Raw genomic sequence first — 16,466 nt, forward strand, 5'->3', positions numbered from 1 at the left:
GTGAACATTCATTCATAAATAAGGGGGAGTTACATATGGGAGAGCAACAAGTTGTAATTGTAACAGGCGGTTCGAATGGTATGGGGAAATATATGGCGAAGCACTTTGTAGAGTCTGGCGCAAGCGTCGTCGTAACAGGGAGAAATGAAGAACGACTACAATCGGTGAAAGATGAGTTTTCGTCTCTTGATGGAAAGATTGAAGTATTCCAAATGGATGTCAGGGAACAGGAACATGTAAAGGCCATGGTTGAATTTACGGCTGAGAAGTTCGGCAAAATAGATGTACTCATTAACAATGCAGCTGGTAATTTTATTTGTCCTGCTGAAAAACTTACACCTAATGGCTGGAAATCTGTTATTGATATCGTTCTAAATGGAACGTTCCTGTGCTCACATGCCGTAGGGAATTATTGGATCGAGAACAATCAAAAGGGGTCCATCATTAATATGGTTGCCACTTACGCTTGGAATGCAGGTGCAGGCGTGGCTCATTCAGCGGCTGCCAAAGCCGGAGTCCTATCGTTAACCCGCACTCTTGCCGTCGAGTGGGGCCATAAGTATGGTATTCGTACAAATGCCATTGCACCAGGACCGATTGAAAGAACCGGCGGGGCCGAGAAGCTTTGGATTTCTGAAGAGGCGGCGAAAAGGACGATTGATAGCGTCCCGTTAAAGCGATTAGGAACACCGGAAGAGATCGCGGGCCTTGCTTACTTTATTGCGTCAGATCAGGCGGCGTATATAAACGGAGAATGCATCACAATGGACGGGGGACAATGGCTGAATCAATTTCCGTTCTAATATAAGGATGAACTAAGGATTAAAAGCTTTCCCCCCATATGTCTGGACGACAGGGCAGGGGAAAGCTTTTTTGTTTATGTCTTTTCGATTCCACTTTATAGTTGTGTTATAATTATGCAAAAAAACATGAGTAATGGTGGGGGAGTGCGCATGGACGCATTAGAGGTGTTAACCAATATAGAAAAAGTGATTCCGTACTTTCAACCGATTTTCAGTGCGGATGAACATAAAATCATCGGCTACGAGGTATTAGGGAGAATAGGAGTGGATGAAGGAACGATCGAGAGTCTTGGTCCATTTTTTGGAGATGAAGAGATACCGGATGAGTATAAAGTGGAAGTGGACGAACGAATAACCAGACTGGCTTTAAGTAAGTTTTTAGATGAGGAACAAGAGGGATATATCTTTTTGAACCGTGATGCAAGGCTATTGATGCTTGACCACGGGGAATCTTTTCTGGAACTCCTTCAAGAGTACGAAAAAAAGGGTTTGAATTTGAACCGGACGGTCATTGAGCTGTCTGAAAAAACGTTTATTGGGGACTTTGATCAGCTGGTTCATTTGCTTCTGTATTACAAAACTTATGGAATTAAGATTGCGATTGATAACGTGGGCGGAAACAGTGGTCAGTTAGATCGGCTATCTCAATTCTCACCTGATATTTTGAAGGTGGATTTATACCAACTGAGAAATGATGCGGGGAATAAAGTTTATAAAGATATATTGTACAGTTTGTCAATGCTTGCGAGAAAGATTGGGGCGTCCCTCTTATTTGAGAATATCGAAATCAACTTTCAACTGCAGTTTGCCTGGTTGAACGGTGGTCGTTATTATCAAGGATATTATCTGCAGCACCCGTCAGACTCATTTTTGGAGCCGGATATCCTTAAAGAAAAATTGAAGGAAAAATGTCAGGATTATATTCGATATGAGAAAAAGCATCTTGAAGCAGGGTATGAATTCGCAGATGTCCTACATAAAGAAATCAGTCAAAAGTTGATTATGATAAAAAAACAAAGCATCGAGTTCGATGACATACTCTTTGACTTGGGGAAGTATTTTACCGACAAATGCTTCCGGCTATACATTTGTGATGAAAATGGCTTCCAAGTGACTAGTAACGTAGTAAAAGCTGATCAAAAGTGGCTGATAGAACCAAGGTACAAAGGAAAGAACTGGAGCTGGCGCCCGTACTTTCTGGAAAATATCATTCGTATGAGGATCAATAAGAAAGGTCTATTATCGGACATTTACAGCGATATTGATTCAGGAGAATCCATCCGGACGTATTCCTTCCCATTCGGCAACGGCTTGTATTTATTTATGGATCTTTCGTATGAATTTTTATTTGAGGAGGATGGTTTGATCTTTTAAATCCTGGGCGCCTCTGGTCAAAGCCCTTCCGCTTTTCTTGATGTTCAGCTACAGGGCTTAGAGGCTCGAGGTCATAAGCCAAAACTGACATAAAGGCAAAAAAGCGCCTTTTTGTCAGTTTCGACTTATGCTTGTCGCCTCTGGTCAAAGCCCTTCCGCTTTTCTTGTATAGCCTTTTCCTATTGGGACAAATTATTCTTAAGGACATTTTGTAAGGAGGGGCTATGATGAGTATATATATGATTGTGCTTGCCCTGCTTGTTATAGGGATAGCAGGTTATTCGTTGGTGTATACCTTTAAACTGGCTGGACAGGAAAAGCGGCTGAAGGGGCAATATGACACAGATATACCGGATGTTGTGAAGGAGCATCCATATATTCGAAATCCTATTTTCTTATCTATCTTAATTGCCACCATTCTCATTACACTGTTTATTATATATTGGTCCGTTCGCTATTTATCATAATCAAAAGAGACTGGGACATAAGTGTTTTGGTCTAAGTAAAACCCGAACAGATCTGCTTCCTAGTAGGCAGATCTGTTCGGGTTTATTATTTATTTTCGGTACATTTGATTTTAGCTGTTTCCAGCGGTTGATTGGAGTGCAAGACGAAGACTCCTGCGGGAAAAGTAGCTTATGTGAGACCCCGCAGGCTTGCCGAGGAGGCTCACGGGCTACCCGCGGAAAGCGTAGTCTTGCACGGAAATCATTAGCGGTATTAAGAACCTACACTTCTATTGTTCGTCTTAATATCGTGGCATTTTAGATTTGTCCCTGCCGCTTTTTTGGTTAAAAGTACCATTGATATTTGTGTTTGACTGTCACCAATAGGGGGAATTTTACAACCAAACCAAAATATATGTCAGTCTTTGTTAGGATTTAACGAACAAATGATAACCAATCGACAATTTTCCATTGCTACAATAATTTCAACAAGTTTATTAAGGGAGGGAAAGCAAATGGAAATGAAAAAATTATGGCTATTATTACTTATTGTAGGGCTCGTTACTGCGGCATGCGGGCAAGTCAGTCAAACCCAGGCATCAGAATTTACTGAAGACAATGCATTGTCTCTTGTGGAAGATGCCTTTCGTACCCAAGTATCACTAAGTGAAAAACCACAATCGAAGAAACAGATTAATGACAAGCTGTCACAGTATTTCACAAAGGATCTAACAGCAAGCTTCATAAAGGAAAATGTATATGAAGTTGAAGGCGGTTATATCACATTTGGATCGGACTTCGCACCACACTATGTTCCATTTTTTAAGTATGATGAATCTACTAACGTAAAATACATAGATGGGAAATGGTACGTATGGGAAGAACGAACAGCTGAGGAAGAAGGCCCTGTGTCCCAGGTTTCAGGTATAGAAGCTGTCGTATTAAGTGAAGAAGAAGGTACTTGGAAGATTTCATCCATTACTTACGAGGTACCAGAGGATATTCAATCCGAATAATCAAGAAAAGTTGGCCGTGAAAAGTGAATGGGCCAACTTTTTTTGTTGAATATCTTACTGTTTATTTGTTTAATGCTTCCGTTAGGGCTTCTAGATTGAAGCCTGAAATCACTACAGAGTCCACTGTGATTGTCGGAGTGGAATAAGACTTCAGCTCTTTTACAAGGTAATCTCTTGCTTGTTCATCTTCTTTGATATTGATTTCTTTGTATTCAACATTGTGTTCCTTCAAATACATTTTGACCACTTCACATGGTGGGCATTCTGGTTGAGTGTATAAGGTGACTTTTTTCATGATGGTTTTTCTCCTTTTCTTTGCCTTAGGAAATAATCTGCTATTCCCATTGCAGAAACGTTCGTATCCAGAGTTAATAATTTGAAAATCGGGTTGTCAGGATCAACGCCCTTTTGGACCATTTTACTCTTTGTAAGTTCAAAAAGTACAGCGGATATCGATTTTACGTTCTCTTCCACTGTTCTTGTGGAAGAGAACTGTTCCTCACTTTTTTCCATGAAAAGATCAAGCCATCTTTCTACTTCCCCTAATGCAAATGATACTTCTTCAGTGACACCGTAGTGCCCAAAATACAACCGATCGAGCTGCAGATCCCTATACATACGTATGGAATCCTTCATGTTTTCAGGGCTAAATTGATTGGGAGAAGTAGAAGGGATATAGAAGTGCTTTGACCCCACAGTATACTGGATTCCGCATGTGTCCCCGGTGAACATCCCATTTGATACAGGATCAAAGATACTTAAATGGTGATTTGCATGACCAGGGGTGTGGTAAAACGTTAATGTACAGTTTTCGCTCAAAGTCAGTTTTTCTTCATGCTCCATCACTATCATCCGGTCATCCGGAATTGGTACGATCGGGTGGAAAAGATCATCGAATTTCTCTCCATATACCGCCCTTGCTCCTCGGATCAAGCGTGTGGGGTCTGAAAGGTGACGACGTCCTTTCGGGTGAACGATGACCTTTGCATTGGGGCATTCCTTCAGGAAAAGACCGGCACCCCCTGCATGATCAAGATGGATATGAGTTAAAATTATGTATTGAATATCTTTAAGATTAATGTTTAACTTAGAGAGACCTTTTTTTAGATGAGGTATAGAAGGACTGGCAGATGTTTCGATTATGGTAAGGGACTCTTCGTTTATAATATAACTTCCTGTACGTTCCTGTAGTGATAAATCCATTAGATCGACTAACGATATTCGCGAATCTATACGATAAATACTCATCAGATCCATCCTTTCGGGGAGAATATATTTCTACCCTTCCATTATAAAGGAATTTAAGTAGAAAAAGGACAAAACATTAGATTTTACAGGATAGAATCTGGTACAATGCAAAAGCTATGACCAAGAATTAGAACAGGAAAGGAGAGACCAGTTATGTCTCAGCTTCTTGGAATTATACAAAGATTAAAATCATTACAAGAACAAGGTGAACAAGGGGAAACTCAACAACGATTCTTCGAATACAATGGAAAGAAAATTTGTGAGGTAAAGTATTTACCAAAACAAGATACATTCGAAATTGAAGTCATGAATGAAAAAGGAAACAGTTTTCCTTTTGATAACATAGACATTACAGCTATTGAAATTTTTGAACTTCTACAAGAAGCTCAACAAGATTAATGTACAAAAAAGGTAACCATTCGGTTATCTTTTTTAGTCTTTAAACCAATCGTCAAAACATACATTTTTCTTCCAATATGTTAAGATGGATAGTGTCTGCTTATTTTGTTTAAGATTGGCACGCAAATTCTTATTTATTAAAATGAGGGGTTATACATGATTTCATTGAGTAGCAAGGAGTTATTAGAAACGAATATTAAAGATTTCATTATTCCTTCTGAGAAGGTGGCTCATGTTCAAGTGGGGAATTCCTTGGAGCATGCGTTACTATTACTCACTAAGAGTGGTTACTCAGCCATCCCTGTGCTTGATCCGACATTTCGATTTCAGGGCTTAATCAGTTCCAGTTTAATCACAGATTCCATTCTTGGTCTTGAACGCTTTGAGTTTGAACAACTTGAAGCAAAGAAGGTAGAGGAAGTCATGACAACTGAATTTCCCAGCGTCTCCTTAGAATCAGATTTTAAGAAAGCACTTGAGCTTTTAGTGGACCATCCATTCTTATGTGTGGTTTCTGATGATGGATACTTTGAAGGGATCATGACAAGGAGAGTTGTATTAAAGCAACTTCAACGACAACTGTTTAAAAGGGATTGAACCCCACATGACAGTTACATAACGGTAAGATCATATAGGATGGCAAATTTGTCATCCTCTTTATTTTGTTTATGAAGACGATTCAAAGGAGAACAAGATGAACAGTTTAGAATTGGGTTCAATCAAAAGGACGAAAAAACCGCTTGTATTGATAGCTGTGATGCTGGCTATGTTCATGGGGGCCATTGAAGCAACAATCGTCTCCACCGCCATGCCTGCCATCGTTGGTGATCTTGGTGGCTTCTCTCTGTATAGTTGGGTATTTTCCGCTTATCTATTAATGAATGCCATCACCGTTCTTATCTACGGAAAACTATCTGATCTATTTGGCAGGAAGCCGATTATCACAATCGGGATCGTGATTTTTCTCATTGGGTCCGCTTTATGCGGATTTGCCCAAACGATGGAGCAATTGATTCTATTCCGATTCATCCAGGGGCTTGGTGCGGGAGCGGTATTACCTATGGCCACTACTATTGTGGGAGATATTTATTCAAAGGAAGAACGTGCCAAAATACAGGGGTATTTATCAAGTGTATGGGGAATTTCCGCCATTAGCGGACCTCTCGTCGGAGGCTTGTTGGTTGAATATGCGAGTTGGAGGTACGTGTTTTGGATCAACATCCCTCTTGGCTTACTATCGATTGTGGTTCTATGGCTGTACTTACACGAGAATATTGAAAAGAAAAAACCGGTTATCGACTATGGTGGTGCATTTCTATTAGTCGTAACCCTCTCATCTTTAATGTATTTACTGGTGGAAGGAGGGGTAAGCCTGCCTTGGAACTCCTGGCAGGCGATGTTTCTGATCAACATGATCTTCTTGGGGTTTGCTGTGTTTATTTACCACGAACGACGAACGGCACAACCAATGATGCCTTTTGATCTATGGAAGATTCGCTCCATTTTGGTCGCCAATATCGTATCACTAACAACAGGGGTCATGTTAATAGGCATCTCGAGCTTCCTCCCTGCCTTTGTACAAGGTGTCATGGAGCGGAGTGCAACGGTCGCCGGGTTTACATTGACGGCCATGTCTATAGGCTGGCCGATTTCGGCTACAATCGCCGGCCGCTTATTATTAAAGATCGGCTACTTTAAAACCTCCTTGATGGGGGGGATATCCCTTATAGCAGGTGGAACTATCTTTGTCTTGATGGATCCCTCATACGGTCCATTATGGGCAGCAATTGGATCATTCTTTGTAGGGGTAGGGATGGGACTTAGCTCTACATCTTTTATCGTTTCCATTCAGTCTACTGTCGAGTGGCAGGTCAGAGGAATTGCGACAGCCACCAATATGTTCATGAGGAATTTAGGTACGACGATAGGGGCTGCGTTATTGGGAGGAATCTTGAACAGCCGCCTGCAGAGACACTTAGAAGAGAGCGGTAATGATTATTCCATCAATGATGTGAATATGCTCTTGAATGAACAAGAGAGGGAGCAGTTGCCTTCCGATATACTTGAGTTGTTACAAAATGCACTTACAGGTTCCTTGCAATCTGTATATCTAGTCGTTTTACTTTTCGCCCTGTTTAGCTTTATCGGTATCTTGTTTCTACCCCGGGACCAATCTCTAAAGAAATAGATTTTTCCCAAGCTGTAATATTAGAATGAGCGTGATCACGTTTAATAAAATTTGTACATGTTTCGTTGAAAGCTTAGCTGCTACCCTTACTGCCACTTGAGCCCCGATTAGTGCACCCAGTGCAAAAGGGATGGCAGCACCCCATTCTACGTGGCCATTGTGAAAATAGACTGTAAATGCTCCCAAGCAGCTTACAAAAGTCTGAAAGCGGGTGAGGGCTACCGATTTTAAATATGAAAGCCCGTGTAACAGATGAGTGTACATGAGCATGGTTGCCTGCCCTGGCCCGAACAATCCGTCATACGTACTGATTAAGTACAAAAATCCATAAACCCGAAATGACTTCCGTTTCACCTTCTTTGGCTTGAATCCTTTTATGATACTTAGTAATAGGGCAAATAACAGAAAGAAAAAGGCCATCCATTCGAGCAAAGAAGCAGAAATTCTATCCGAGAAAAATGCCCCTGTCAACCCGCCTGCAAGGGCAATAGGAAGAATAGGAAAACATTCTTTCCACGTAACTTTTCGATCCTTTATTAAATAAACAAAGCTTGAAAAAGAACTCATGATATTTGAAAATTTGGCCGTGGCAATAGCTGTATGAATGGGCAAACCAAGTAAAAGCATCACCGGCATACCAATCAATCCCCCGCTTCCTGCCAACGTTCCAATAAGTGCTACCACCAATCCAGTGAAAAAGAGAATCACTTCCATTTTCAGGCACCTCCCTTTGTTTCTACTATCAGTCTATTCCATTCTTGATAATAATGAAATTTTATATTAATTAAGATATAATATAAGAAAAACTTATGAAGGTGAAAATGATGGCGTTCTCAGAATATCAATTACTGCACGTACTGGCTCAGGAAATGAACATGCGTAAAGCAGCAGAGCGGCTGTTTGTATCACAGCCGGCACTGTCACAAAGACTCCAGACGATTGAAAAGGATTGGGGTACCAGATTATTCCTTCGCTCTCAAAAAGGTCTGGCCTTAACCCCGGCCGGAGAACTTGTGGTGAAGTTGGCTGAAGAAATGCTGCTGAAGGAAGAAAGTGTGAAGGAAAGAATTCAAGCATTGGAGTTCGAGGTTCATGGAACATTGAAGATTGCGTGTGCCTCGATTGTAGGTCAGAATTGGCTTCCTAAAGTACTTAAAAGGTTTGTGGAAACCTATCCGCATGCCAAGATCTCGTTAATGACAGGGTGGAGCAGTGAAATTCTTAAAGCGATTTATGAAAATGAAGTGCATATCGGGATCATCCGGGGCACTCCTGATTGGAAGGGCCCCAAACACCATCTCTTTCAAGATACACTGTACTTAGTCGATAGAGAAATTCAATCGATTGAAGAAGTCATGAAAACGGATCGACCGTTTATCCAATTTAAAAGTGACTCGAATTATTATCAGGAAATTCAGGACTGGTGGCATCGGCAATTTCAGACAACCCCAAAGCGAACGATCGTTGTTGATCAAATTGAAACATGTAAGCAGATGACATTAAACGGAATCGGCTACGCCATTTTACCCGCAATCACGTTAGACGGGATGGAAGAAGACATTTATAAAATCCCTTTAATCGATGAACATGATTCTCTGATACACAGGGACACCTGGTTACTTGGTTATGAATCCGCCTTTCAATTAAGACAAGTGGAAGCATTTGTTGAAGTTGTAAACGAATTCATTCATGAAAACTCATAGGATTCGCGTTTTTGGCTTGTCTTCCACTCTTTAATTTGATAAAGTAATTCAAGAAACGAATTCTGAATTTATACATAATTACGGAGGGTATTCATATGAAAATGATGGACGCAAACGAAATTATTTCTTTTATTCAAAATAGTACCAAATCAACCCCTGTGAAGGTCTATGTGAAAGGTGACATAGAGGCAATCGACTTTGGTTCATCTTCCCAAACCTTCCTTCAAGGGAATTCCGGTGTCGTATTCGGGGAGTGGAGCGAGCTTTCTACTGTTCTCGAAGAAAATAAAGATAAAATCGAAGACTACGTATTAGAAAATGATCGCCGAAATTCTGCGATTCCTCTTCTTGACCTAAAAGGGGTTAAAGCGCGTATTGAGCCTGGTGCCATCATTCGCGATCAAGTAGAAATCGGTGACAATGCAGTGATTATGATGGGTGCAATGATCAATATCGGTTCTGTAGTAGGTGCGGGAACGATGATTGATATGAATGTCGTACTTGGTGGCCGTGCTACAGTAGGAAAGAATTGTCATATCGGAGCGGGTGCAGTGCTTGCCGGGGTCATTGAACCACCATCGGCAAAACCCGTCGTCATCGAAGACGATGTAGTCATCGGCGCCAATGCCGTTGTCCTTGAAGGTGTAACAGTCGGAAAAGGAGCTGTCGTTGCAGCTGGAGCGATTGTCGTGGATGATGTAGCTCCATACACGGTTGTGGCTGGTACTCCCGCGAAGAAATTAAAAGACATTGATGAAAAGACAAAATCAAAGACTGAAATAAAACAAGAATTACGTCAACTGTAATCATTTCAACAATAGCATCATCAAGGAGAGAACGGACGGCTGGCGTCTGTTCTTTTCTTGTAATGTCTCATTTTCACTATCTATCCATCTATTATTCATGTAAGGAGGGTACCCATGTCTACAGTAGACTTTAAGTCGATTAGGAGAGATCTCCATCAAATCCCTGAACTTGGGTTTCAAGAGTTTAAAACACACCAATACCTATTGAATTATGTTTCAAGCCTGCCTGCTGACCGATTAGAGATTAAGCCTTGGAGAACAGGGCTCTTCGTTAAGGTTCATGGCACGGATCCTACAAGGATGATCGGCTACCGCGGGGACATTGATGGCCTGCCGATCACGGAAGAAACGGGATTGGATTTTCCTTCATCACATGAAGGGAGGATGCATGCCTGCGGCCATGATTTTCATATGGCGATTGAGCTCGGGGTATTAACCCATTTCGTTCACCACCCGATAGAAGATGATCTTCTGTTCATCTTTCAACCGGCAGAGGAGGGACCTGGTGGAGCGAAGCCCATGCTTGAAAGTGAGATGATGAAGGAATGGATGCCCGACGTGATCTTCGCACTTCACATTGCACCGGAATATGAAGTAGGGACGGTTGCTGTTAAAGAGGGGCTGCTTTTTGCCAATACGTCTGAGTTATTTATTGACTTTAAAGGAAAAGGAGGCCATGCTGCTTATCCTCACCATACGAAGGATATGATTGTCGTGGCATCTTCCTTTGTCACACAATTACAGTCGATCGTCTCGAGGAATGTCGATCCATTAGACAGTGCGGTCATCACTGTCGGCAAAATGGTAAGTGGGACGGTGCAGAATATCATCGCTGAAACAGCAAGATTGGAAGGTACCATCCGTACCCTTTCATCCGAGTCGATGGAAAATGTAAAAAAACGGTTGGAAGCGTTAATCGAAGGTATGAAAATCAGTTATGATTGTGATATTGAAGTGGATTATGGCAGCATGTATCGCCAGGTCTACAATGATCCGGAATGGACAAATCATTTCATTTCTTTCCTCCAAAAAACGAATCGGAACCTCGTAATCTGTAAAGAAGCTATGACCGGTGAAGACTTTGGTTATATGCTTGAGGAAATACCAGGCTTTATGTTTTGGCTTGGGGTGAATTCTCCATTTGGACTGCACCATTCTAAATTAAACCCTGATGAGAAAGCGATAGACTTTGCCATCTCCCTTCTCTCAGATTATATTGGCGGATTAAAATAATGAGTAAAAATCACGGAACGATATCTACACATATCGTTCCGTGATTTTTTTGTTTATTTAAAAGTCTCTTTTCGCAAGGCTCTATTCGTACAGTTTGTGGCTATTGTAGAGGAGAAAGTAATAGTTGATTTCCGCTCCAGGATGCTCGCTTTCCGCGGGGCTGGCGGTGAGCCTCCTCGGCTGCGCCTCCGGGGTCTCACCTGTCCAGCTACGGGGCTTAGGGGCTCGAGGTCATAAGCCAAGTCTGCCAAAAAGGCAAAGTGCGCCTTTCCGGCAGACTCGTCTTATGCTTGTCGCCCCTGAGCAAAGCCCCTCCGCTTTTCGTACTGTCCAGCTATTCCCGCAGGAGTCGAGCCTCCTGCAGCGAGAATCAACTTTCTAAGCATGAATCCTTAATGGAAAACAATAAAAACAAGAATTTTAGCAAACCATCTCATTTAAGGTAAGTAGAGATTGATCTTCCTTTTAAGAAAAAGAATATTTTTTCTAGTTACGTTGTTATCTTGCACACCTTGAAGATCTGTTATGAAAATCCTATTAAAGATGGTAAGGGGATTTCGTGATAGAGCTTAATGTAAAAATAACATACGGATTACTTCTCACTTTACTAGATATTATTTATCGTGTGAGAATTATGAGTTTCTATAAAACTTTCATTTCCACCTTTTTAGATAGTTTGTTTTTCAATACTTACAGGCAGTAAAAAAGTAATAGCACAGAGTGGATTGTAGCGGAAGGCACTTGACTCCTGCGGGAGATAGAGGAAAGGTCGAGACCCCGCAGGGCAAAGCCCGAGGAGGCTCGACTTCCTCCCCGCGGAAAGGAAGTGCCTGGAGCGGAAAGGAACGGACCGTGTTTCACATTACCACTCATAGAAACTATGTATACGAAAAGAGCTATTTAAAAAGAAATTAACATTAATTTCTAAAACGGTCTTGCTAAGAGTTGAAGATAGTGTAAAATTACACTTAAGGTAGAAGGGGAACTGAGGAAAAAGATAAAAATAATAGAAACTTTTCCCATAATGATTTCGTCTATCTTGTAGAGAGAAAGAAAGAGGGGAATGCATGTGAAAAGATGGAGGAAAGCAATATTTGTAATGACATTAGGGTTCTTGATGTTTCTTTTCATGGAAGATACATCACTCGCACAAGCGAAAATTAAAATTTCAGTGGAAGAAGGAATCGATGGAAAGGTGAAGGAGGGAAGAGGCTTCCCCCTTAAGGTAACCGTTGAAAATACAGGTTCTGATTTCAAGGGGGATCTATTGTTTGACTATGCTCCCTCCTATCAGACTGGAGGGGCAAGAGCGTTATCCGTAGATGTGCCGGCAAATTCAAAACGTACATACACATTATCCATCCCAGGATTCAATGATGAAATCAGGCATAACTCCAATCAGGAAACCATTCATTTGTTCCAAGGATCTTGGGAGAAAGGGAAAGAGATAAAATTTAAAGGAGATAAACGATTAACTCCGAATTTCATCTATAGCAATTATACGACCATCGGTTTATTGAGTGAAAACCCTGACCGTTTGAAGGGAATTAAAGGGACAAACATGGGAGGGAATCGGGTAGAGGCTCTAACGCTCACAAAGGAAAATATGCCTGAAGAGAAGAGCGGGTTTCAAATGCTTGATTATCTTATCATTGACCAATTTAACATCTCAGAACTTAGCAAGGATCAACAAAGAGCGTTGAAAAGCTGGGTTGAAACAGGTGGGGTTTTATTTATAGGGGGGGCTCCTCATTTAGAGGATACTCTTGGCTCTGTAGCGCCTATGGCTCCTCTTACTTTCAGGGGAGAATCGACACTCTCCGATACTTCCACCTTTAATGTGAAGAAGAATATTAAGGCTTCTTTTAACTCATTACCAATCTTTAAAGGTACCGTTAAACCAGAATCGAATGTTCTGGTTGAGCAAGACGGGATCCCGTTGGTTGTGAAAAGTTCTGAAGGCTTAGGAGAAGTGTGGCAGACTGCATTCTCACTGGGTGACCCTGCACTGAATGCATGGGATAGCTATGACGAATGGTTTTCGAATGTCCTTTCTAAAACAGAGCCATACTTCCTGCTTGGACAGTCCAACGGAGATCAAAGTTTCCTGGAGAGAATTTATTATGAAGTAGCTGACAGTAATGAGCTCTTTCCGACTACCAATTTTAAAGTAAGTACACTCGTCATCATTCTCATCATTTACTTGATTGTCCTTGTACCTCTGCTTTATTTCTTATTAAGAAAAGTGGATAAGCGTGAACAAGCATGGTGGATCATTCCTGCCATCTCGGTCCTCGTTTCCTCAGGGATCTTTATCACCGGAGCTAAAGATAGAATCTCGAAGCCTCATTTGAATCAAATGAGTATCTTAAAAGTCGAGGAAGATAAGAGCGTACATGGAATTTCAGCTTTTAGCGCATTATCAAACTCAGGCGGAGACTATGCTTTTGTTTCAGATAAGCATCATTTAGATATCACACCTGCAAGAGTCAGGAATAGTGCGGGGGGAGTAAATCAGTATAAGTTTGCAGTTGAAGAGATGACGAAGGATAATCGATCCATTACATTTCGGGATGTAGAATACTGGTCCACGAGGACTTTACTCGGTTCAAGCGAAAAGGAAGAAGTAGGAAGGTTTATACCGGAATTAGTGTTAGAGGACCAAACCTTATCCGGTACGATTCAAAATGATTTTCCATATGATTTTACAGATGTATATATTTGGTCGGGTTCCAGAATGTATCGTTTGGGGGATATGAAAGCCGGGGATACTCTCAAAGTTGATAAAAAGCTTTCAACGAATTATTTATCTTCTCCTATTGGTGTGACCCCTAATATGTCATCGCCATTACCGAATCAGCAAAATATTAAGCAGCAAAAGAAAGAACGTTTGGAAAGTTTCGCATCTCAGATGATTTCTGCGGACAAAGAAAATAACTCCCCGGTCATTTTTGGGTATACAGATGCGGAGATATTCAACATGAAGATTAAAAACAAAGAATCCAAGTCTGAAAATTTCTCATTACTCTATCAACACTTTCCTTCCCTGGGAAACTATAAGGGTGCTTTTACACTTAGAAATGAACAACTTGATCTGGATGTGTTGCCTGTTAAGGGACAGGTGATAGAGCATTACTCACATAATGGTGCAGATGAGATGGGACTCGAAGACGGGACATATCAGCTATCCATTAACCTCCCTAATCAAATTGATTTATCGAAGGTTACTCTTCACTCTTTAAATATGACTCTTCATACAGGAGGGGTGCTTCAGTTTTCTCTGGTCGATCCACAAACAGATGAACGGCTGGTGCTTTCTGAATCATCCACGAACTCAATCGAAGTAAAAGATAATTTGAACAAATATATGAATGACAATGGGGAAATCGTGTTCGAGTTTGAAAAACGATCTCAAGGGGATCCGTTTGTTCGTCTTCCTAACATTGTGTTGAAAGGAGAAGTTCAACCATGATCGAGATACAAAACTTATCTAAACGCTATGGATCGTTCCTGGCCCTTGATGATCTGAACTTATCCATTGAAAAGGGAACCGTATTCGGTTTTGTTGGTCAAAATGGAGCGGGGAAATCTACGACATTTTCCATATTGGCTACTCTCTTAGCTCCTACTGCAGGAACGGCTACCGTGAACGGATTCAATATAAGTAAAGATCCAAAATTGGTCAGAAGGCAAATCGGCTATATGCCTGATTTCTTTGGAGTGTATGATCAGTTAAAAGCTGACGAGTATCTGGACTTTTATGGTGCAAGCTATAAAATTCCTGCAGAGCAAAGAAAGAAGCTCATTCCCCAGCTGTTGGAACTGGTAAATCTATCTCATAAAAAAGATTCCTATGTTGACCTTTTATCCAGGGGGATGAAGCAACGTCTTTGTTTAGCAAGGTGCCTCATACATGATCCGGAAGTGCTGATTCTCGATGAACCGGCATCAGGGCTTGATCCGAGAGCCAGAATCGAAATGAGGGAAATTCTTAAAGAATTAAAGAAAATGGGGAAAACGATTTTAATTTCCTCTCATATCCTTCCGGAGCTTGCGGAAATGTGTGATGAAATTGGCGTGATTGATAATGGGAAACTCGTAGCTCATGGCTCTGTTCAGGATATACAATTCCAACTGCAGGCAGATAAACTGATTGTCGTGAGGGTAAGGGGCATGGTGGAGAGTGCTGTGGCATTCTTTGAAGACGACCCCTTTGTTTCAAAGGTCGAAGTAGACGAGGAGAATAGAACATTTCAATTCCTTTATAAAGGAGAAGAAACGGAGCAAATAGAGCTATTGAAAAAAGCTGTTTTAAATGACATCCAGATTGTCAGTTTCAAAGAGACTGAAACGAATTTAGAAGATGTCTTTATGGAGATCACGAAAGGAGTGACACTTTCATGAAGCAGTTACTCATCAATCCCATGTTAAATAAAGAATTTAAACTTCGCTTTCGTTCCTTTAAAGCATTTATCGGGATGTTATGCTACTTAATTGCCGTAGGAATTGTCGTGATCGGCTTCATCTATATGCAAACGAGGTTTTCAAATACTGGTTACTTTCGCCCTGAAGAAAGCCGTGTGATGTTTATGATTCTCTCATTCTTACAGCTTGCTCTCGTGTTATTTATTACACCCGGGTTAACAGGCGGTGTCATCAGCGGAGAAAGAGAGAAGCAAACATTAAGCATGTTGTTGACGACGGAGCAAAGCTCAATGAGTATTATCCTGAGTAAGCTGGTATCGTCCGTTTCTTATTTGTTATTACTCGTTGTCTCAAGTTTGCCTCTATACAGCTTTGTGTTCTTGTTCGGGGGAGTTTCACCAACGGATTTACTTTTTGTGTTCGGATACAGTTTGTTTCTGGTTTTTGCATTTGGTTCTGTCGGAGTTTTATATTCAACCATTATTCGAAAGACGATCGTGTCGATGGTCACAACCTATGCAACGGTTCTGTTTCTTGCAGGGGGGACGTTATTCCTCTTTATGCTATCAATGGCAATCGGGAACGGTCCTTACCAGAATCAGACCAATCCTGCACCGTATCTAATCGCCATGTTTAATCCCGGGATCGTCATGATGGGGCATTTTGAACCCATGGCGATTGAAGAAATATATACTCGAAGCGGAATTACGTTTCCTCTATGGATTTCATTCCTGATCATATACACTGTTCTTGCAGTGATTTCCTTGTCCCTCAGTATCATGAAGCTAAGACCTAGCATGAAGGTGAAGAGCGCTAAATAAAGGG

General features: G+C 41.2%; 16 protein-coding genes. 13 read left to right on the forward strand and 3 right to left on the reverse strand.

From position 1 onward, the window contains the following. Positions 1-35 precede the first annotated feature (35 nt). The 4 genes from fadH (at position 36) to ACOSV2_RS02095 (ending at position 3,639) form a co-directional block, all read left to right on the forward strand. Complete coding sequence (gene fadH / locus ACOSV2_RS02080; protein WP_113968403.1) at positions 36-803, forward strand: 2,4-dienoyl-CoA reductase; 768 nt, start codon at positions 36-38, stop codon at positions 801-803. Positions 804-953: 150 nt separating this feature from the next. Continuing rightward, entirely contained in the window at positions 954-2,177 is a 1,224-nt protein-coding gene (locus tag ACOSV2_RS02085; RefSeq protein ID WP_428973756.1) for an EAL domain-containing protein, read from the forward strand. Between the two features lie 224 nt (positions 2,178-2,401). Continuing rightward, entirely contained in the window at positions 2,402-2,644 is a 243-nt protein-coding gene (locus tag ACOSV2_RS02090; RefSeq protein ID WP_428973757.1) for a hypothetical protein, read from the forward strand. Positions 2,645-3,138: 494 nt separating this feature from the next. After that, the gene (locus ACOSV2_RS02095; RefSeq protein ID WP_428973758.1) at positions 3,139-3,639 is read left to right on the forward strand and encodes a DUF3993 domain-containing protein; all 501 of its coding nucleotides are present in this window, start codon (positions 3,139-3,141) and stop codon (positions 3,637-3,639) included. A 61-nt stretch (positions 3,640-3,700) separates the two neighbouring features. Here ACOSV2_RS02095 and ACOSV2_RS02100 read toward each other — a convergent pair whose 3' ends face one another. Both ACOSV2_RS02100 and ACOSV2_RS02105 read right to left on the reverse strand, forming a co-directional pair. Continuing rightward, on the reverse strand, positions 3,701-3,934 hold the full coding sequence (locus tag ACOSV2_RS02100; protein ID WP_113968399.1) for a glutaredoxin family protein: 234 nt from the start codon (positions 3,932-3,934) through the stop codon (positions 3,701-3,703). Next, a complete protein-coding gene (locus ACOSV2_RS02105; protein ID WP_428973759.1) occupies positions 3,931-4,887 on the reverse strand; it encodes an MBL fold metallo-hydrolase in 957 nt (318 codons plus the stop codon). Before ACOSV2_RS02105 ends, ACOSV2_RS02100 begins: the two co-directional genes overlap by 4 nt. A 153-nt stretch (positions 4,888-5,040) precedes the next feature. On the opposite strand from ACOSV2_RS02105, the gene ACOSV2_RS02110 reads away from it, so the two are divergent. The 3 genes from ACOSV2_RS02110 to ACOSV2_RS02120 all read left to right on the forward strand — a co-directional run bounded on the left by ACOSV2_RS02110 (position 5,041) and on the right by ACOSV2_RS02120 (position 7,474). Further along, entirely contained in the window at positions 5,041-5,286 is a 246-nt protein-coding gene (locus tag ACOSV2_RS02110; RefSeq protein ID WP_034756109.1) for a YkuJ family protein, read from the forward strand. 156 nt (positions 5,287-5,442) lie between these two features. After that, the gene (gene cbpB / locus ACOSV2_RS02115) at positions 5,443-5,883 is read left to right on the forward strand and encodes a cyclic-di-AMP-binding protein CbpB (protein WP_113968397.1); all 441 of its coding nucleotides are present in this window, start codon (positions 5,443-5,445) and stop codon (positions 5,881-5,883) included. A gap of 97 nt (positions 5,884-5,980) precedes the next feature. Then, positions 5,981-7,474, forward strand: coding sequence for an MDR family MFS transporter (locus tag ACOSV2_RS02120; RefSeq protein ID WP_428973760.1), 1,494 nt, complete (start codon positions 5,981-5,983; stop codon positions 7,472-7,474). On the opposite strand, the gene ACOSV2_RS02125 is transcribed toward ACOSV2_RS02120, so the two are convergent. Then, positions 7,463-8,188 (reverse strand): sulfite exporter TauE/SafE family protein, encoded by a 726-nt coding sequence (locus ACOSV2_RS02125; RefSeq protein WP_428973761.1) that lies wholly within the window; start codon positions 8,186-8,188, stop codon positions 7,463-7,465. The genes ACOSV2_RS02120 and ACOSV2_RS02125 overlap by 12 nt on opposite strands. Before the next feature lie 110 nt (positions 8,189-8,298). Between ACOSV2_RS02125 and ACOSV2_RS02130 the strand changes: the two genes are divergently transcribed. From ACOSV2_RS02130 to ACOSV2_RS02155, 6 genes are all read left to right on the forward strand, one after another. After that, entirely contained in the window at positions 8,299-9,177 is an 879-nt protein-coding gene (locus ACOSV2_RS02130) for a LysR family transcriptional regulator (protein ID WP_428974267.1), read from the forward strand. A 95-nt stretch (positions 9,178-9,272) separates the two neighbouring features. After that, positions 9,273-9,983 (forward strand): 2,3,4,5-tetrahydropyridine-2,6-dicarboxylate N-acetyltransferase, encoded by a 711-nt coding sequence (dapD, locus tag ACOSV2_RS02135; RefSeq protein WP_428973762.1) that lies wholly within the window; start codon positions 9,273-9,275, stop codon positions 9,981-9,983. A gap of 114 nt (positions 9,984-10,097) precedes the next feature. After that, positions 10,098-11,216 carry an N-acetyldiaminopimelate deacetylase gene (locus tag ACOSV2_RS02140; RefSeq protein ID WP_428973763.1) on the forward strand — a complete coding sequence of 373 codons (1,119 nt, stop codon included), beginning with the start codon at positions 10,098-10,100 and terminating at the stop codon, positions 11,214-11,216. A 1,069-nt stretch (positions 11,217-12,285) separates the two neighbouring features. Continuing rightward, on the forward strand, positions 12,286-14,688 hold the full coding sequence (locus ACOSV2_RS02145; protein WP_428973764.1) for a hypothetical protein: 2,403 nt from the start codon (positions 12,286-12,288) through the stop codon (positions 14,686-14,688). Further along, complete coding sequence (locus ACOSV2_RS02150) at positions 14,685-15,620, forward strand: ABC transporter ATP-binding protein (protein ID WP_428973765.1); 936 nt, start codon at positions 14,685-14,687, stop codon at positions 15,618-15,620. Before ACOSV2_RS02145 ends, ACOSV2_RS02150 begins: the two co-directional genes overlap by 4 nt. Next, positions 15,617-16,462, forward strand: a complete 846-nt coding sequence (locus ACOSV2_RS02155; RefSeq protein WP_148968581.1) for an ABC transporter permease — start codon at positions 15,617-15,619, stop codon at positions 16,460-16,462. Before ACOSV2_RS02150 ends, ACOSV2_RS02155 begins: the two co-directional genes overlap by 4 nt. Positions 16,463-16,466: the final 4 nt, after the last annotated feature.

The organism is Rossellomorea sp. DUT-2, from assembly GCF_052665285.1.